Genomic DNA, 16,881 nt, shown 5'->3' with positions numbered 1-16,881 from the left:
TTGTCGTGACGGCCCGAGTGCAGCATGTCCCATAAAGGAAGGAAACCGCCGCTTGCTGCGTTACATCGCCATACGACTGGTCTCGGCCGTGGTGATGGCGCTGCTGGCGAGCCTCGTCATCTTCCTCATCTCCAACTACGTCCCCGGCGATCCGGTGCTCGCGCAGCTTGGCGACATCCTCGCCTCCGACCCAGCGGTCGTCGCCCAATGGCGGGCGAAGTGGGGCCTCGATCTGCCGTTGTGGGACCGCTACTGGATATTCCTGAACGGCTTGCTGCACGGCGATCTCGGCACCTCCATCGCGACGCGGCGGCCGGTGCTGGAGGACATCGCGCAATACGCGCCGGCGACGATCGAACTCGCCACCGTCTCCTTCATCATGGCCCTTGTCATCGGCATCCCGCTTGGCGTCGCGGCGGCTGTCTGGCGGGACAGCATGGTGGATGCGGTGGCGCGGGCGGTGTCGCTGCTGGGCGTCTCGGCCCCGACCTTCTGGCTCGCCTTCATCTTCCTCGCGATCTTCTACGGCTGGCTCGGCTGGGCGCCAGGGCCGGGACGGCTGGACCCGATCGCCTTCGCGCCAGAAGGCGGCACGGGATTCTTCCTGTGGGACAGCGCCATGGCCGGGGATTGGGAGACCTTCCATGACGCACTTGCCCATCTGGTGCTGCCTTCGATCGTGCTGGCGGCGGCCACGCTCGGGCTGATCACGCGCACCACGCGCGCGGCGATGCTGGAATGCCTGCACCAGGACTATGTACGCGTGGCGCGCGCCAAGGGGCTGGTGGAACGCGCGGTGGTGCTGCAGCACGCACTGCGCAATGCGCTGGTGCCGGTGGTGACGCTGGGCGGGCTGGCCTATGCGAACCTGCTGACCGGGGCGGTGATGACGGAGACGATCTTCTCCTGGCCCGGGCTTGGCCGATACACCTTCCGCTCGGCGGCGGCCTTGGATTTCCCGGCGATCATGGGCATCACGCTGGTCGTCTCGGCGACCTACCTGCTGGTGAACCTGCTGGTCGACCTGTCCTATGCGATGCTCGACCCGCGGGTGCGGCGATGAGTGCGACGGCCGCCATGCCGGCCTCGCGGATGCGCCGCCGCATCCGGCGCTACGGGCTCGCCTGGGCGGGCGGGGCGATCGTGCTGGCCTGGATCCTGGTGGCGATCCTCGCACCTTGGATCGTGCCCTATCCGCCCGACGCGCAGGATATCGCCAACCGGTTGGCCGCACCGTCGGCGGAACATTGGCTCGGCACCGACATCCTTGGCCGCGACGTGTTCTCGCGCCTGCTGTTCGGGTCGCGCGTCTCGCTGCTCGCCGGCTTCTCGGTCGTGTTGATCGGGGCGGCGTTCGGAACGGCCGTCGGCATCCTCGCCGCCTGGCTGCGCGGCTGGGGTGAGGAAGCGCTGATGCGCTTCACCGACCTGGTGCTGTGCTTCCCGCCGATCATTCTTGCGCTGGCCCTGGCGGCTGCACTCGGCATCGGCACGACCAACACCATCATCGCGATGCTGGTGGTGTGGTGGCCGAAATTCGCACGGCTGGCGCGCAGCCTCGCCATCGTGCAGCGCAGCCAGGAATATGTGGAAGCCGCGACGGTGGTCGGCCTGCCGCAGAAGCGCATCCTGTTCCGCCACATCCTGCCGAACACCTTCGGACCGATCGCGGTGCTCTGCACGCTCGACCTCGGCATCGCCATCCTGACCTTCGCGGGGCTGTCCTTCCTCGGCCTCGGCGTGGTGCCGCCGACGCCCGAATGGGGCTCGATGATCGCGGAGGGACGCGAATTGGTCGAACAATGGTGGGTCGCGACATTTCCGGGCATCGCCATCCTGTCCGTCGTGGTCGGCTTTAACTTCCTCGGTGACGGGTTGCGCGATTGGCTCGATCCGAAGGCGCAAAGCCGGTGAGCGCGCCGGTGCTCGACGTCCGTGACTTGGTGACCGTGTTCCACACCGATGCCGGGCCGGTGCGCGCGGTGGATGGCGTGTCCTTCAGCGTGGCGAAGGGTGAGACGCTCGGCATCGTCGGCGAAAGCGGGTCGGGCAAGTCGGTCACGGCGCAGTCGCTGATGCGGCTGCTCGATCCTCCGGCGCGCATCGAGGACGGCCAGGTGCTGTTCGAAGGCCGCGACGTGCTGACCATGTCGAAGCGCGAGTTGACGGCCTGGCGCGGCGCCAATGCCGCGATGGTATTCCAGGATTCGCTGACCGGGCTTAACCCGGTGCTGCGCATCCTGCGACAGGTGACGGAACACGTCGTCGCGCATGGCCGCATGGACAGGCGCGCGGCGCGGCGGCACGGGATCGAATTGCTGCGCAGGATGGGCGTTGCCTCGCCGGAGCGCGCCGCGGGATCCTTTCCGCATCAATTCTCGGGCGGCATGCGCCAGCGGGTGATGATCGCCATGGGCATGGCGAACGACCCGACGCTGCTGATCGCGGATGAACCGACGACGGCGCTGGATGTCACCATCCAGGCGCAGATCCTCGATCTGCTGGCAGGTCTCAACGAGAAGTTCGGCACGGCGATCGTGCTGATCAGCCACGACCTCGGCGTGATCGGCACGATCTGCAGGCGCATCGTGGTGATGTATGCGGGCGAGGTGGTGGAGGAAGGACCGACGGCCGCGGTACTGTCCGATCCGCGCCACCCCTATGCCTGGGCGCTGGCCAATGCGGTGCCGCGGCTCGATGCACCCGTGGCGGATCGCCTGCCGGGCATCGAGGGCATGCCGCCCGACCCCCTCGCCATGCCGCAGGGCTGCCGCTTCGCGCCGCGTTGCCCCTGGCGCATATCCCGCTGCGGCAGCGAAAGACCGCCGCTGGTCGAAGTCGCACCCGGTCGCCTGGCGCGCTGCTGGGTGACGGCTGATGGGCGCAGCCTGCCGCCGCCGAACATTCCCGCCCACGCCAAGCCGCCGGTCGCATCCACCGCCGAACCGCTGCTGGTCGCGGAAGGCTTGGTCAAGCATTTCCCCTTGCCGAAGAAGTCCTTCTTCGGCGAGCGCGAGGTGGTGCATGCCGTCAACGGTGTCTCGCTGCACATCATGCCGGGCGAACGGCTTGGCATCGTGGGCGAAAGCGGCTGCGGCAAGTCCACGCTGGCGCGGCTGGTAACGCGGCTGCACACGCCGGATGCCGGGCATATCCGCTTCGACGGTCAGGACATCGCCACCCTCAGCGGCGAGGAACTGCGACGGCTGCGCCCGCGATTGCAGATGGTGTTCCAGGACCCCTATGCGTCCCTCAACCCGCGCATGCGGATCGGCGACATCCTCGCCGAGCCGTTGCTGGTGCACGGGCGTGCGAAGGACGCGGCCGAGGCGCGTGAGCGCATCGGCGCGCTGCTCGACACGGTCGGGTTGAACCCGGCCTGGGCGGCGCGCTTCCCGCATGAATTCTCCGGCGGACAGCGGCAGCGCATTTCGATCGCCCGCGCGCTGGCGCTGGAACCTGCCTTGATCGTCGCGGATGAACCGGTCTCGGCACTCGACGTGAACGTGCAGGCGCAGGTGCTGAACCTGATGCTCGACCTGCGGGAACGGATGGGTCTGTCCTACCTGTTCATCGCGCATGACCTCGCGGTGGTGCGCGCCTTCTGCGACCGCGTGGCGGTGATGTATCTCGGCCGCATCGTCGAGGAAGCGCCGGCCGCCGAATTGTTCTCGCATCCGGCGCACCCCTACACGGTGTCGCTGCTCTCGGCGGTCCCGGAACCGGGGCGGCAGCGCATCGTGCTGGGCGGCGAACCCCCTTCCACGCTGCGCCTGCCGAAGGGTTGCGCCTTCCGCGCACGCTGCCCCGTGGCGCAGCCGATCTGCGCCGAACCGCCGCCACTCACCGAGATCGCGCCGGGGCATCGTGTGCTGTGCCACGCCCCAGGCTCACTCAAGCCGCTGCTGGGGACCGCATGAGACAGATCACCGCCGAGCAGGCCGCCGCCGTGTTGCGCGACGGCGACACGCTGCTGATCGGCGGCTCGGGCGGCGGGCATGCGGTGCCGGATGCGTTGCTGGAGGCGGTCGGCAAGCGCTTCCGCGAAACCGGCGCGCCACGCGGCATCACCGCGCTGCATCCGGTCGGCCTGGGCGACGGCAAGACGCGCGGTGCGGGGCATCTGGCGCAGGATGGGCTGCTGAAGCGCGTCGTGTCCGGCACCTTCGTCAACAGCCCCGGCATCGCGCGCCTGGCGCTGGATGAGAAGATCGAGGCTTATACCATGCCGCAGGGCGCGATGTCGCAGCTGATGCGGGAGATGGCGGCGGGGCGTGCGGGGCTGCTCACCAAGGTTGGCCTGCGCACCTTCGTCGATCCGCGCATCGGTGGCGGTCGGCAGAGCCAGTGCGCAACGGAGGACCTGATCGAGGTCGTTACGCTGCGCGGCGAGGAATACCTGTTCTACAAGCCCTACACGCTGGACGTCGCCTTCATCCGCGGCTCGGCGATCGACGAGGCCGGCAACCTGTCGATGGAGCATGAGGCGGTGACGCTCGAGATGCTGTCCATCGCGCAGGCGGTGCGGCGGCAGGGTGGCGTCGTCATCGCGCAGGCCAAGCAACTCGTGCCGCGCGGCACGCTGCACCCGAAGATGGTGAAGGTGCCGGGCATCCTGGTCGACGCCTTCGTCATCGTGCCGGACCAGTGGCAGACCTACGAGACCTATGACAGCGCCGCCTATTCCGGCCATCACCGCGTCGCGTTGGATGAGGTGCCGCGCCTGCCCGCCGGCCCGCGCCGCATCGTCGCGCGGCGCGGCGCGCTGGAATTGTTCGAAGGCGCCATCTGCAATCTCGGCTCGGGCATCTCGACCGGCATCGCCAATGTCGCGGCGGAGGAGGCGATGCTCGACCGCATCTGCCTGACCAACGAACAGGGCAACATCGGCGGCGCGCCAGCGAGCGGCAACGAGGCCGGCGCGGCGAGCAGCCCCGACGCGCAGATCGACCAGCCCTACCAGTTCGATTTCTACGATGGCGGCGGGCTCGACCTCGCCTTCCTGTCCTTCGCCGAGTTCGACGCGGCGGGCAACGTCAACGTTTCGCGCTTCGGCGGGCGGATCGTGGGCCCCGGCGGCTTCATCAACATCAGCCAGGGTGCCGGGCGCGTGGTGTTCGGCGGCACGCTGACGGCCGGCGATTCGAAGAAGGCCGTGCGGCAGGTCGAGCAGATCTCCTTCTCCGGCCCCTATGCGCGGGAACGCGGGCAGGAGGTGCTGTATGTCACCGAACGCGCGGTCTTCCGCCTCGGCGAAACCGGGCCGGAACTGATCGAGATCGCGCCAGGCCTCGATATGGAACGCGACGTGATCGGCACGATGGCGTTCCGCCCGGTCGTCTCGCCGGCGTTGCGCGTCATGGATGCCGCGATCTTCGCCGATGGGCCGATGGGCCTCGCGGCGCGGCTGCCGGCGCGCCCCGCGCGCGCCAACGCAGACCGCCTGCCGTGAAGGCGCCGACCTTCCTCGCGGTGGGCGAATCCGCCGAATATACCCGCACCATCGAAGCCGAGGACATCGCCGCCTTCGCCCGCATCAGCGGCGACGTCGACCCGGTGCACACCGACCCCGACTTCGCCGCGCGCACCGCCTTCGGTCGCTGCATTGCCCATGGCGCGCATGTCATGGGCCTGCTGTCGACCACCGCCAGCATGATGTCGCGCCGATCCGTCGCGCGCGGAGCAACCGGCACGCCGGTCTCCGCCGGCTATGACCGCATCCGCTTCACCCGCCCGGTCTTCGCCGGGGAGACGCTGACCGCGCGCTATGTCATCGAGGAGGTGGACGACAGCCGCGCCCGGACCCGTGCACGGCTGGAGGTGGTGAACCAGGATGGGCAGACCTGCCTGGTGGGCACGCATATCCTCGCCTGGGTGCCGCCGGCGTAGAACAAGGTTCCCACCGGGCGGCACCAGCCGGGCGGGTGCCGCCGCCCGCCCCGGCGGTTACCCCCCCCCGCTCGGTGGTGTCGCCCTATGCGGCCAGGAACGGCTCCAGCGCCGCCAGGAAGCCCGGCGGGTTCTCCGAGTGCAGCCAATGCCCCGCCTTCGGGATGGTGGCGAAGGTCACGGCCGGGAACAGCGCCTGGAAGGCGGCATGATGTTCGGGCCGGACATAGCCCGACCTCTCCCCCGCCATCACCAGCACCTGGCCGCCATAGGTGGCGCCCGGCGGCGGCACGAAATCCTCGATCACCGGCATCGCCGCGGCGAGTTCGGCCAGGCCCAACCGCCAGGCCGGCGGTTCCGCTTCGAATCGCAGGCTCTGCAGGAGGAAGGCGCGGATGCCGGGTTCGGGGATGGTGGCGGCGAGATGCGCGTCGGCGTCGCGCCGCGTCAGGCCAGGGTGCAGCGGCAGCGCCTGCATGGCGTCCATATACCCGCGCAGCGCCGGCCGGTAGCGCACCGGCGCGATGTCGGCGACGACCAGCCGCTCGACCCGGTCGGGATGCGCGAGCGCGAGGGCCATCGCCACCTTGCCGCCCATGGAATGGCCGAGTACCGCGGCGCGTGCCACGCCGGCCGCGTCCATCGTCTCGGCGATGTCGGCCGCCATGGCCGCGTAGTCCATCGCCGCCGCGCGGGGTGATGCGCCATGGTTGCGCAGGTCGGGCGTCAGAACGCGGTATCGCGGCGCCAGCGCGCGGCGGATGCCGCCCCAGTTCTGCCCGGCGCCGAACAGCCCATGCAGCAGCACCAGCGCCGGCCCCTCCCCGGCCTCGGTGCAGGCCAGCATCATTCGCGCGAGGCCAGCACGACCGAGGCGACGATCAGCCCGCCGCCCAGCAGCATGTCCCAACCCAGCGGCTCGCCCAGCCACAGGTTGCTGACCAGCACGCCGAAGGCCGGGACGAGGAGGAAGGCGACCGAGGCGACCGCGCCCGGCAGGCGCCGCCCGACCTCGATGACGCACCAGGTGCCGATGGGTGCCACGATCAGCCCGATATACAGCATGAAGGGCCAGGACGGACCGAAGATGCCGCCATTCGGCTCGAGAACAAGCGCGAAGGGCAGGATGAACAGGGTCGCCAGCGCGAAGCACCAGGGCAGCAATTCGAAGACCGAGCTTTCCGGCGGGAAGCGCCGCGTGGTGACGATGGCCAGGGTCCAGAACAGCGCCGCCAGCACCAGCATCAGGTGGCCGAACAACTGCGTCTGGTCGGTCCAGTCCACCGCCCATGGGCCGGCCAGCACGGCGACGCCGGCAAGGCCCAGCCCCGCCGCCGTCCAGCGATGCGCCGGCACCTTCTCGCCCAATACGATGACCGACAGCGGTATGAGCCAGTAGGTCACCACCGCCGAGATGATCGCGGTGCGCCCCGCCTGCACCATGGCAACCGCGGCGTGAGCAAGCACGAAGAAGGCGCCGAGTTGCAGGAACCCCAGCGCGAGGACCGAAGGCCAGTCGGCCCGGCGCGGCCAGTGCAGCCGGCGCAGCGCGGCAAGCAGAAGGGCGGAGACGACGGCGGCGAGCCCGGCACGGCCGACCGCGAACCACATCGGCGTCGCATGGGTCAGCGCTGCCTTGGTCACGGGCCAGGCCCCCCCGAACAGGAGGATTGCAATGATCAACAGGTGCAGGGCCGAGCGCATCGGTATGGTGGAATGTCCCGGTTTGTTCGAAGAAACGCACGAAGGACGTATCTTCACTCCGATCTGAGCGCATGCACGACTTTTTGGAAAGCCGGGCGGCGATCAATTCAGCCGCGGCGTGCATCCGTCATGGCCGGATTGCGGCTGGAAGGCCGGTCGCTTCAGCGCGGGTTGTGCCAGCGGCGCGGGCCATGGCCCGGCAGATGGCTGGCCCGCAGCCGGACCAGCGCCGCACAGACCAGTGCGAGCACCGCCCCGCCGGCAGCCAGCGCCCGCCCCGCGCCGCGCGGCAGGCGACCGACCAGCAGCGCCAGCAGGACCGCGGCGGCCAGCAAGGCGAGGAACATCGCCTCAATCCATGTAGAGGCCGCCATTGATGTGGATCGTCTCGCCGGTGACGAAGGCGGCGGCGTCGGAGGCCAGGAAGGCGATCACGGAGGCGACTTCCTCCGGCGTGCCGAATCGGCGCATCGGCGTCGCGGCGATCAGCGCGGTGCCGTTCTGTGCCATGATCGCCTCGGTCATCGGCGTCGCGATGATGCCCGGGGAGACGCAGTTGGCACGGATGCCGCGCGGGCTGAGCTCATGCACCAGGGACCGGGTGAAGGCGAGCACCGCCGCCTTGCAGGCCGCGTAATGCGCATGACGGACCGATCCGCGATGCCCGGCCATCGAAGCGATGTTGACGATCGACCCACCCTTGCGGAGCAGCGGCATGGCCGCGCGGCAGGCGTGGAAGACGCCGTCGAGATTGACCGCGAGGGTCTGCCGCCAATCGGCATCGGTCATGGTGGCGACCTCCTGCTCGACATAGAGGCCGGCGCCGGTGACCAGGATGTCGATGCCGCCGAATTCGCGGCCGGCCATGGCGAGGGCCTCGTCCACCTGGTCGGGCCGGGTCACGTCAACGCGGGCGGTAAGGATTCGTGGCTCACCCGCCGGCAGGCTGGCCACGAAGGCTTCGATCGCGGCGGGGTCGAGGTCGGTGAGCACCAGATGCGCGCCGAGGCTGCGGAACAGCGTGGCGGTGGCGCGGGGGATGCCGCCCGTCGCACCGGTGATCAGCGCCACCTTTCCGGTCAGGTCGAACATGGCGGGCAACTCCCTGTCAGTCGGCGACCTTCAGCATGATCTTGCCGATATGCTCGCTGCTTTCCATCAGCCGATGCGCAGCGGCGGCCTCGGCCAGCGGGAAGACACGGTAGATCTCCGGCCCGACCGCACCCTTGGACAACATCGGCCAGACCTTGGCTTCCAACCCGGCGGCGAGCTTGCCCTTCTGCATCGTGGTGCGCGGCCGCATGGTGCTGCCGGTTACGGTCAGGCGCTTGAGCATGATCGGACGAAGGTCGGCCTGGTCGACCTCGAAGCCACCGAGGAAGGCGATCAGGACCAACCGCCCATCCCACGCCAGGGAGCGCAGGTTGCGCTGGAAATACGCCGCGCCGACCATGTCGAGGATGACATCGACGCCGGCCTTGTCGGTCAGGCGCCGGACTTCCTCGGCGAAATCCTGGGTGCGGTAGTTGATCGCGGCATCCGCGCCGAAGCGCAGGCAGGCGGCGCATTTGTCGTCGCTGCCGGCGGTGGCGAAAACGCGCGCGCCGAAGGCCTTGGCCAGCTGGATGGCCGTGACGCCGATGCCGGAGGTGCCGCCATGGACCAGCACCGTCTCGTCGGCCTGCAACTGCCCATGGCCGAACATGTTGGCCCAGACGGTGAAATAGGTCTCGGGCAGGGCCGCGGCGCGGGTCGCGTCGTAGCCGGCGGGCCAGGGCAGCGTCTGCGCCTCGGGCGCCGCGCAGTATTCGGCATAGGCGCCGCCATTGGTCAGCGCGCAGACGCGGTCGCCGGGCTTGTAGCGGGTGACATCCGCACCCGTGGCGACGACCTCCCCGGCGCATTCCAGCCCCATTATGGGGCTCGCCCCCGGCGGCGGCGGATAGTTGCCGCTGCGCTGCTGCACATCGGGGCGGTTCACGCCGGTCACCATGACGCGGATCAGCACCTCGTCGGGCTTCGGCACCGGCACCGGCGCGCGCGCGGGCACCAGCACCTCCGGCCCACCGCCGGCGCCATGGTCGATGATCGTCATCTCCTGCGGCAGGCTGGCCATGCGCGTATCCCCCTTGGCGTGTGGCGCGACCATTCTCCCCGCAGCCCTTCGGCGTCAAGGCGGCGGTGGGCTTGCCACGGGCCGGGCTGGCGCGGAACATCGCGGGCAGGTCGCGATACCGGAGGAACGCATGCCGCAGATCCGTCGCCGCCCGCTTTTGGCGGGCCTTGCCGCCGCGGTCGCGGCGCCGGGCCTCGCCATGGCGCAGGCGCAGGATCTGAAGTTCGGCGCGCTGTTCCCGTTTTCCGGCGCGCTCGCCCTGCTGGGTGACGAGAGCTTCCGCGGGCTCGAGGTTGCCGTCGAGGAACGCAACGCGGCCGGCGGCGTGCTGGGCCGACAGGTTCGGCTCGCCAAGGGCGATGCGGTGGACCAGGCCCAGGCGATCACCGAGGTGCGCCGGCTGATGACCGCCGAACGTGTCGCCGCGGTGTTCGGCACCTATGCCTCGCCGCTCAGTTTCGCCGCGACTCAGGTGAGCGAATTGCAGGGCGTGCCCTATTTCGAGATGGGCGCGATCAGCGACCCGATCACCGATCGCGGCTTCCGCTACGTCTTCCGCACCTGCCCGCGATCGTCGGATTTCGGCGCGGTGACCGTCGCGGCGGTACCGGATGCTTTGGCGCCGATCTACGGCGTCGATCCGACGACGCTGCGCATCGCCGTGCTGTATGAGGACGCCCTGTATGGGCAGACCGTCTCGGGATTCCAGGAACAGCAACTGCGCGCGCGCGGGCTGAACATGGTCGAGAAGCTGGCCTATACGGCGCGCTCGGCCGAGCTGGCTTCGGCCGTCCAGCGGCTGCGCGGCGTGAATGCCGACATCGTGCTGCACACCGGGTACCAGAACGACATCGTGCTGCTGTTCCGCGGCATGCAGGAGGCGAACTGGAAGCCGCGCATGGTGATCGGGTCGGGGGCCGGATACTCGCTGGTCGATACCGCACGCGCGGTGGGGCCCGCCTTCAACGGCGTGATGAATGTGGACTTCACCCAGTTCGCGGTGAACGAACGCTTCGCGCCGGGCGTGTCCGCCTTCGTCGACCTGTACAAGCGGCAATACGGGTCCGAGCCCCGCTCGGGCCATTCGCTGGCCAACTACTTCGGCGCCAGGGTGTTTCTCGATGCCGTGCAGCGCGCCGGCGGCACCGACAAGGACCGCATCCGCGCCGCGGTGCTGGCCACCGACATCGCCGAGGGCACGACGGCCACGGGCTGGGGCGTGCGCTTCGACGAGCGGGGGCAGAACACCCGCGCCAAGCCCTTCCTGCTGCAATGGCAGGACGGGCGCCAGGTCACCGTGGTTCCGCAGGAAGCGGCAGTGGCGCAGCTGCGCGGCCAGATGGGCGACCCCAGCGGATAGCAACCGGGGCTTGGATATGGGGAGGCAGCCGACAATGAAACCAATCAACGCAGCGCAGACGGTACTGTCCCGATGACGGCGGGATTGTCGCCCCTGCCGCCGGGTGGCGCGCGGGTGCTGGTGACCGGCGGGGCACGCGGCATCGGGCGCGCCATCGCCGATGCCTTCGCCGCGCAGGGCGCGCGCCTGTGCATCCTGGACCGCGACCCCGTGCCCGATGCACCCCCGGACTGGTTGTGCGCCGCCGGCAACGTCGCCGACGACGCCGCGGTGGAAGCCGCCTATGCCGCGATGGACGCCGCATGGGGCGGTGTCGATGTCGCGGTGGCCAATGCGGGCTTCGCGATGAACACGCCGACCATCGACCTGCCCGTCGAGGCGTGGCGGCGCATCTTGGATGTGAACCTGACCGGCGCCTTCCTGACCGCGCAGGCCGCCGCGCGGCGCATGCTGCGCGACGGATCGGGGCTGATCCTGTTCACCTCGTCGCTGTACGGGACGGTCGGCGGGGCGGATCGGGCAGGCTATTGCGCGACCAAGGCGGCGGTGGCGAATCTCGCCCGCGCGCTGGCCTGCGAATGGGGGCCGCGGGGCGTGCGCGTCAATGCACTGGCACCGGGCTATACCGAAACGACGATGGTCACCGACCTCATCGCACAGGGTCGGCTCGATCGCGACCGGCTGACCACCCGCGCGCCGCTGCGCCGGCTGGTGCGGCCGGAGGAAGTGGCGGCACTGGCCTGTTTCCTCGCCTCCCCGGCGGCGAGTGCGATCACCGGGGCGGTGCTGGCGGTGGATGCCGGCTGGAACGCCAATGGTGGGCCATGACCGGGGCGCCGCCCATGCCGTGCGACGGGCGGCACGGGCCGATCAGTCGGCGCGGATGCCGGCCTCGCGGATGATGGTTTCCCATTTGGTGCGCTCGGCCTCGAGCCAGCGCTGGGCGTAGGCCGGTGAATTGTCGGTCACGACGCGCATGGCGAGGTCGGCCAGGCGGCGCTGCACATCCGGCTCCTTCGCGACCCGGCCGAAGGCCGCCGCCGCCGCATCGACGATCGGCGCCGGCGTGCCGGTCGGCGCCATCACCATGTGCCAGGTATAGGCGAGCAGGCCCGGGAAGCCGGCCTCGGCCGTGGTCGGCACGTCCGGCAACTGCGGCAGGCGCTGTTCGTCCATCACCGCCAGGGCGCGCGTTTCGCCACGCTGCACGAAGGGCAGCGCGGTGGTGGCGACGTCGACGATGATCGGCACCGACCCGTTCAGCACATCGGGCATCGCCGCGGCCGTGCCGCGATAGGGCACATGGTTTGCCCGGACATCGTTGCCGCGCAGCAGCAGTTCGGTCGCCAGGTGCAGCGCGCCGCCGTTGCCGCTGCTGGCATAGTCCCACTTGCCCGGTTCGGCGCGCAGCTTGTCGATCAGTTCGCGCAGGGTGCGGACGGGGAAATCCTTGTTCACCGTGATCACCATCGGGATCACGCCGATCAGCGACACGGGGGCGAAATCCGCCACCGGATCGAAGGGCAGTCGCGGGAACAGCGGACGCAGCACCGAATGGGCGACGGTGGTGTAGAGCAGCGTCTGCCCGTCCTTGGGCGCCTTCGCCACGGCGTCGGAACCGACGATCACGCCCGCCCCGGTGCGGTTCTCCACGATCACGCGCTGCGGCAGCATCTTCGACATCTCATCGGCGAAAAGACGCGCCGGGATATCGGTCGGCCCGCCGGCCGCGAACGGGACGATCAGGCGGACAGGCTGGGTCGGCCAGGCCTGGGCCCGGGCGGCGACAGGGGCGAGGGCCGCAGCAGCGCCAAGGCCCAGCAGATCACGACGGTTCATGGTGGCTATCTCCCGATAGGGCGGACGCATGAACCAGGCTCCGGCATGCGTCAATCGCCCGCGCGGGGACCGCCGATCAACTCGGGCGGATGCCCGCGCCACGGATCACCGGCGTCCATTTCGCCGTCTCGGCAGCGAGGAAGCGCGCGGCGCTTTCCGGCGTGCTGTCGGTGGTGACATTCATCAGCATCTGGCCCAGGCGTTCCTGCACCGTCGGCAGGGCAAGCGCGCGGTTGAACGCGGCGTTGATCGCGCGCACCACCGGCATCGGCGTGCCGGCTGGCACCATCGCCATGTGCCAAGTGTAGCATTCGAATTCGGGCACGCCGCCCTCGATGAAGGTGGGCAGGTCCGGCAGGTAGGGCATGCGGGTGCGGGTGCTGATCGCCAGGGCGCGCAACTCGCCGCGCTGGATATAGGGCATGGCGCCGGAGGCGACGTCGAAGATCATCGGGATGCGGCCGGACAGCACCTCCGGCGTCGCGGCCGACGACCCGCGGAAGGCGATGTGGTTCACCCGCAGCCCTCCCGCCATGTGCAGGAACAATTCAGTGCCCAGATGCACCGCACCGCCATTGCCCGAGGAGGCATAGTCGTATTTGCCGGGGTTCTCGCGCAGCAGCGTGATCAATTCGGGCAGCGTGCGCGCCGGGAAATCCTTGTTCACCATCAGGATCATCGGGATCTGCCCGACATAGGCGCAGGGCGTGAAGTCCGCGATGGGGTCGAAGGGCAGGTGCTCGAACAGGCCGGGCAGATAGGCGTGGCCCACCGTGGTGTAGAGAATGGTCTGGCCATCCTTCGGCGCCTTGGCCACCGCATCGGTGCCGATCAGCACGCCCGAACCGGTGCGGTTCTCGACCACCAGGCGGTTGGGCAGGAACTTCGACATTTCATCGGCCAGCAGCCGGGCCGGGATGTCGGTGGGGCCGCCGGCGGCGAAGGGAACGACGATGCGGCCGGGCGCGGTGGGCCAGGCAGGCGCCTGCTGGGATCGCGCGGCGAAGGGGGCAAATGCGCCGGCGGCGGCGGCGCCGAGGATATGGCGGCGATTCATGGCGATGGTTCCTCCCGGTTTCGTTGCCGGTATCTGGAAGCGCAGCGCCGCGCCCGTCAATGCTTTCAGGCGGGATCGAGGCGCCGCCCGGTGGCCGCGTCGAAGACATGCAGCGCGGCGAGGTCCGGGGCCAGATGCAGCCCTTCCGCCGGCACGCCGCCGGGGATGCGCGCGGTCAATTCGGTGCCGTCGGCGAGACGCCCATGCAGCACGGTCTCGGAACCGAGCGGTTCCGCCAGGTCCACGGTGACGGGCAGGCCGCCGGGGCCGTCGGGCAGCAGATGCTCGGGGCGGATGCCGATGGTGATGGCCTGGCCCTCCCCGCCGGGACGCGCGCCATCTGTGAAGCGCCAGACGGCGCCCCCGGCAAGGCGTGCGGCATGGCCGCCTTCGGTCAGCGTGGCGGGCAGCAAGTTCATCGCCGGGCTGCCGATGAAGGACGCGACATAGGTATCGGCGGGCTTCGACCAGACTTCCATCGGCGTGCCGATCTGCGCGGCGCGGCCTTCATGCATCACCACCAGCCGGTCGCCGAGCGTCATCGCCTCCACCTGGTCATGGGTGACGAACAGGGAGGTGACGGAAAGCCGCTTTTGCAGCCGGCGGATCTCGGCGCGCATCTGCACGCGTAGCTTGGCGTCGAGGTTCGACAGCGGTTCGTCGAACAGGAACAGCTTGGGGTGGCGCACGATGGCACGGCCCATCGCCACACGCTGGCGCTGGCCGCCCGACAACTGGCGCGGCTTGCGGTCGAGCAACTGGCCGATCGACAGCAGTCCGGCGGCTTCCTCGACGCGGGCGCGGATCTCGGCCTTGGGCAGGCCGCGGATCTTCAGGCCATAGGCCATGTTGTCGAAGACCGTCATGTGCGGATAGAGCGCGTAGGTCTGGAACACCATGGCGATGTCGCGATCGGCCGGTTCCAGCGGCGTGATGTTGACCGTGTCGATCAGCACGGCGCCCGAGGTCGGTGTCTCCAGCCCCGCCACGATGCGCAGCAGCGTCGATTTGCCGCAGCCCGAGGCACCGACGATCACCACCATCTCGCCATCGCGGATGGCGAGGTCGATGCCGTGCAGGACCTTCGTCACGCCGAAGGATTTGGTCACGCCCTGGATGTCGAGGCTCGCCACGCGGCTACTTCTCCGTCTCGGTCAGGCCACGGATGAACCAGCGCTGCATCAGCACCACCACGGCCACCGGCGGCAGCAGAGCGAAGACGGCGGTGGCCATGATCAGGTTCCACTCATTCTGCGTGTCGCCGATGCCGATCATCTTGGTCAGGCCGACGATGATCGTCTCCAGGTCGCGGTTCGACACCATCAGCAGCGGCCAGAGGTATTGGTTCCAGCCATAGATGAACAAGATGACGAACAACGCCGCGACATTCGTCACCGACAGCGGCAGCACCACGTCCTTGAAGAAGCGCAGCGCGCCGGCGCCGTCCATCTTCGCCGCTTCGACATACTCGTCGGGGATGGTCAGGAAGAATTGGCGGAACAGCAGCGTCGCGGTGGCGGACGCGATCAGCGGCAGCGTCAGCCCGGTCATGGTGTCGATCAAGGCGAGGTCGGTCATCACCTGGAAGGTCGGGATGATGCGCACCTCGACCGGCAGCATCAGGGTGATGAAGATCATCCAGAAGAAGATCATCCGCCCGGGGAAGGCGAAGAACACCACGGCAAAGGCGGAGAGCAGGGAGATCGCGATCTTCCCTACCGCGATCAGCAGCGCCATCATCAGGCTGTTGAGCAGCATCGCGCTGGCCGGCACGACGAAAGTGTTGCGCCCACCGCCACCCTGCGACCAGGCGGTGGTGTAGTTGTGCACCGCCTCCGCGCCCGGGAGCAGCGGCACGTCGCCGCGGCCGATCGTGTCCACGTCATGGGTCGACCCGATCACGGTGATCCAGATCGGCAGGGCGAAGACGATGATGCCGAGGATCAGGGCGACATGCGTGAACACGCGCTCGCGCGCACGGCGGCGGCGGGATGCGGCGGCCAGCGCCTCGACGTCGATGGTGGCGCCCGACATCAGTAATGCACCCGGCGTTCGATGAAGCGGAACTGGATGGCGGTCAGCGCGATGACGATGACCATCAGGATCACCGATTGCGCCGCCGAGGAGCCGAAGTTCAGGTTCTGCACGCCATCGACATAGACCTTGTAGATCAGCGTTTCGGTCGCATTGCCCGGCCCGCCGCGGGTCAGTGCGTGGATGACGCCGAAGGTGTCGAAGAAGGCGTAGACCAGGTTCACCACCAGCAGGAAGAAGGCGGTGGGTGACAGCAGCGGGAAGATCACCGTCCAGAAGCGGCGCATCGGCCGCGCCCCGTCGATCGCCGCGGCTTCCAGCACCGAGGTCGGGATGGATTGCAGCCCGGCGAGGAAGAAGATGAAGTTGTAGGAGACCTGCTTCCAGGCGGCGGCGAGGATGACCATCGCCATGGCCTGCCCGCCATTCACCCGGTAGTCCCAGTTGATGCCGATGGCGCCGAAGCCGCGCCCCACCAGCCCGATCGAGGGATGGAAGATGAACAGCCACAGCACCGCGGCAAGCGCGGGTGCCACGGCGTAGGGCCAGATCAGCAGCGTCTTGTAGACCCCCGCGCCGCGGATCTGCTTGTCCGCCTGCACGGCGAGGAACAGCGCCGCCCCCAGCGCCAGCGCCGCCACCGAGGTCGAGAAGACAACGGTGTTCCAGGCGGCGTTGAGGTAGAGCGCGTCCTTGAACAGGTCGATGAAGTTCTCGAAGGCGACGAATTCGCTGCGCAACCCGAAGGCGTCCTCGCGCTGCGTCGATTGCCAGACCGCCATGCCGGCCGGCCAGAAGAAGAACACCAGCGTCACCGCCATCTGCGGCAGCAGCAGCAGATAGGGCAGCAGGGCGCCGCGGAAGATGACCTTCTTTCTCAAG

At 69.1% G+C, this 16,881-nt stretch carries 17 protein-coding genes; 7 read left to right on the top strand and 10 right to left on the bottom strand.

Annotated features, from left to right (window positions below):
* The first annotated feature begins 52 nt into the window (after positions 1–52).
* Genes AAFN86_RS18735 through AAFN86_RS18715 form a run of 5 tightly spaced genes read left to right on the top strand, consistent with a single transcriptional unit; the run spans position 53 to position 5,889 of the window.
* The gene (locus AAFN86_RS18735; protein ID WP_347544990.1) at positions 53–1,063 is read left to right on the top strand and encodes an ABC transporter permease; all 1,011 of its coding nucleotides are present in this window, start codon (positions 53–55) and stop codon (positions 1,061–1,063) included.
* Positions 1,060–1,914, top strand: coding sequence for an ABC transporter permease (locus tag AAFN86_RS18730; protein WP_347544989.1), 855 nt, complete (start codon positions 1,060–1,062; stop codon positions 1,912–1,914). The genes AAFN86_RS18735 and AAFN86_RS18730 overlap by 4 nt, the downstream gene beginning before the upstream one ends.
* The gene (locus tag AAFN86_RS18725) at positions 1,911–3,920 is read left to right on the top strand and encodes an ABC transporter ATP-binding protein (RefSeq protein ID WP_347544987.1); all 2,010 of its coding nucleotides are present in this window, start codon (positions 1,911–1,913) and stop codon (positions 3,918–3,920) included. The genes AAFN86_RS18730 and AAFN86_RS18725 overlap by 4 nt, the downstream gene beginning before the upstream one ends.
* Positions 3,917–5,452: a CoA-transferase gene (locus AAFN86_RS18720; protein ID WP_347544986.1), complete on the top strand. Its 1,536-nt coding sequence runs from the start codon at positions 3,917–3,919 to the stop codon at positions 5,450–5,452. The genes AAFN86_RS18725 and AAFN86_RS18720 overlap by 4 nt, the downstream gene beginning before the upstream one ends.
* A complete protein-coding gene (locus AAFN86_RS18715) occupies positions 5,449–5,889 on the top strand; it encodes a MaoC family dehydratase (protein WP_347544984.1) in 441 nt (146 codons plus the stop codon). Before AAFN86_RS18720 ends, AAFN86_RS18715 begins: the two co-directional genes overlap by 4 nt.
* An 85-nt stretch (positions 5,890–5,974) precedes the next feature.
* Here AAFN86_RS18715 and AAFN86_RS18710 read toward each other — a convergent pair whose 3' ends face one another.
* The 5 genes from AAFN86_RS18710 to AAFN86_RS18690 form a co-directional block, all read right to left on the bottom strand.
* The gene (locus AAFN86_RS18710; RefSeq protein WP_347544982.1) at positions 5,975–6,739 is read right to left on the bottom strand and encodes an alpha/beta fold hydrolase; all 765 of its coding nucleotides are present in this window, start codon (positions 6,737–6,739) and stop codon (positions 5,975–5,977) included.
* Entirely contained in the window at positions 6,736–7,593 is an 858-nt protein-coding gene (locus AAFN86_RS18705; RefSeq protein WP_347544980.1) for a DMT family transporter, read from the bottom strand. Before AAFN86_RS18705 ends, AAFN86_RS18710 begins: the two co-directional genes overlap by 4 nt.
* A 161-nt stretch (positions 7,594–7,754) precedes the next feature.
* On the bottom strand, positions 7,755–7,940 hold the full coding sequence (locus tag AAFN86_RS18700; RefSeq protein ID WP_347544979.1) for a hypothetical protein: 186 nt from the start codon (positions 7,938–7,940) through the stop codon (positions 7,755–7,757).
* Positions 7,941–7,944: 4 nt separating this feature from the next.
* Positions 7,945–8,685, bottom strand: a complete 741-nt coding sequence (locus AAFN86_RS18695; protein ID WP_347544978.1) for an SDR family NAD(P)-dependent oxidoreductase — start codon at positions 8,683–8,685, stop codon at positions 7,945–7,947.
* 16 nt (positions 8,686–8,701) lie between these two features.
* Complete coding sequence (locus AAFN86_RS18690; protein ID WP_347544977.1) at positions 8,702–9,709, bottom strand: NAD(P)H-quinone oxidoreductase; 1,008 nt, start codon at positions 9,707–9,709, stop codon at positions 8,702–8,704.
* A gap of 130 nt (positions 9,710–9,839) precedes the next feature.
* Here AAFN86_RS18690 and AAFN86_RS18685 point away from each other — a divergent pair, with 130 nt between their 5' ends.
* The gene (locus AAFN86_RS18685; RefSeq protein WP_347544976.1) at positions 9,840–11,069 is read left to right on the top strand and encodes an ABC transporter substrate-binding protein; all 1,230 of its coding nucleotides are present in this window, start codon (positions 9,840–9,842) and stop codon (positions 11,067–11,069) included.
* An 84-nt stretch (positions 11,070–11,153) separates the two neighbouring features.
* On the top strand, positions 11,154–11,897 hold the full coding sequence (locus AAFN86_RS18680) for an SDR family oxidoreductase (protein ID WP_347544974.1): 744 nt from the start codon (positions 11,154–11,156) through the stop codon (positions 11,895–11,897).
* Between the two features lie 42 nt (positions 11,898–11,939).
* Here the strand turns inward: AAFN86_RS18680 and AAFN86_RS18675 are convergent, their stop codons facing one another.
* The 5 genes from AAFN86_RS18675 to ugpA all read right to left on the bottom strand — a co-directional run bounded on the left by AAFN86_RS18675 (position 11,940) and on the right by ugpA (position 16,880).
* Entirely contained in the window at positions 11,940–12,908 is a 969-nt protein-coding gene (locus AAFN86_RS18675) for a tripartite tricarboxylate transporter substrate binding protein (RefSeq protein WP_347544973.1), read from the bottom strand.
* A 76-nt stretch (positions 12,909–12,984) separates the two neighbouring features.
* Entirely contained in the window at positions 12,985–13,965 is a 981-nt protein-coding gene (locus AAFN86_RS18670) for a tripartite tricarboxylate transporter substrate binding protein (protein WP_347544972.1), read from the bottom strand.
* Positions 13,966–14,030: 65 nt separating this feature from the next.
* A complete protein-coding gene (gene ugpC, locus AAFN86_RS18665; RefSeq protein ID WP_347544970.1) occupies positions 14,031–15,098 on the bottom strand; it encodes a sn-glycerol-3-phosphate ABC transporter ATP-binding protein UgpC in 1,068 nt (355 codons plus the stop codon).
* 4 nt (positions 15,099–15,102) lie between these two features.
* Positions 15,103–15,999 (bottom strand): sn-glycerol-3-phosphate ABC transporter permease UgpE, encoded by an 897-nt coding sequence (gene ugpE, locus AAFN86_RS18660; protein ID WP_347544969.1) that lies wholly within the window; start codon positions 15,997–15,999, stop codon positions 15,103–15,105.
* Positions 15,999–16,880 carry a sn-glycerol-3-phosphate ABC transporter permease UgpA gene (gene ugpA / locus AAFN86_RS18655; protein WP_347544968.1) on the bottom strand — a complete coding sequence of 294 codons (882 nt, stop codon included), beginning with the start codon at positions 16,878–16,880 and terminating at the stop codon, positions 15,999–16,001. Before ugpA ends, ugpE begins: the two co-directional genes overlap by 1 nt.
* Position 16,881: the final 1 nt, after the last annotated feature.

The organism is Roseomonas sp. CAU 1739 (assembly GCF_039839775.1).
Classification (GTDB): domain Bacteria; phylum Pseudomonadota; class Alphaproteobacteria; order Acetobacterales; family Acetobacteraceae; genus Neoroseomonas.
Note: the sequence above shows the minus strand (reverse complement) of the source record. Positions and strands in the feature narration are given on the sequence as shown.

Coding starts and splice junctions, on each gene's coding strand:
- ugpE (WP_347544969.1), bottom strand. CDS start 15,999: ATGTCGGGCGCCACCATCGACGTCGAGGCGCTGGCCGCCGCATCCCGC.
- AAFN86_RS18675 (WP_347544973.1), bottom strand. CDS start 12,908: ATGAACCGTCGTGATCTGCTGGGCCTTGGCGCTGCTGCGGCCCTCGCC.
- AAFN86_RS18670 (WP_347544972.1), bottom strand. CDS start 13,965: ATGAATCGCCGCCATATCCTCGGCGCCGCCGCCGCCGGCGCATTTGCC.
- AAFN86_RS18700 (WP_347544979.1), bottom strand. CDS start 7,940: ATGTTCCTCGCCTTGCTGGCCGCCGCGGTCCTGCTGGCGCTGCTGGTC.
- AAFN86_RS18690 (WP_347544977.1), bottom strand. CDS start 9,709: ATGGCCAGCCTGCCGCAGGAGATGACGATCATCGACCATGGCGCCGGC.
- AAFN86_RS18695 (WP_347544978.1), bottom strand. CDS start 8,685: ATGTTCGACCTGACCGGAAAGGTGGCGCTGATCACCGGTGCGACGGGC.
- AAFN86_RS18685 (WP_347544976.1), top strand. CDS start 9,840: ATGCCGCAGATCCGTCGCCGCCCGCTTTTGGCGGGCCTTGCCGCCGCG.
- AAFN86_RS18730 (WP_347544989.1), top strand. CDS start 1,060: ATGAGTGCGACGGCCGCCATGCCGGCCTCGCGGATGCGCCGCCGCATC.
- AAFN86_RS18705 (WP_347544980.1), bottom strand. CDS start 7,593: ATGCGCTCGGCCCTGCACCTGTTGATCATTGCAATCCTCCTGTTCGGG.
- AAFN86_RS18720 (WP_347544986.1), top strand. CDS start 3,917: ATGAGACAGATCACCGCCGAGCAGGCCGCCGCCGTGTTGCGCGACGGC.
- AAFN86_RS18710 (WP_347544982.1), bottom strand. CDS start 6,739: ATGATGCTGGCCTGCACCGAGGCCGGGGAGGGGCCGGCGCTGGTGCTG.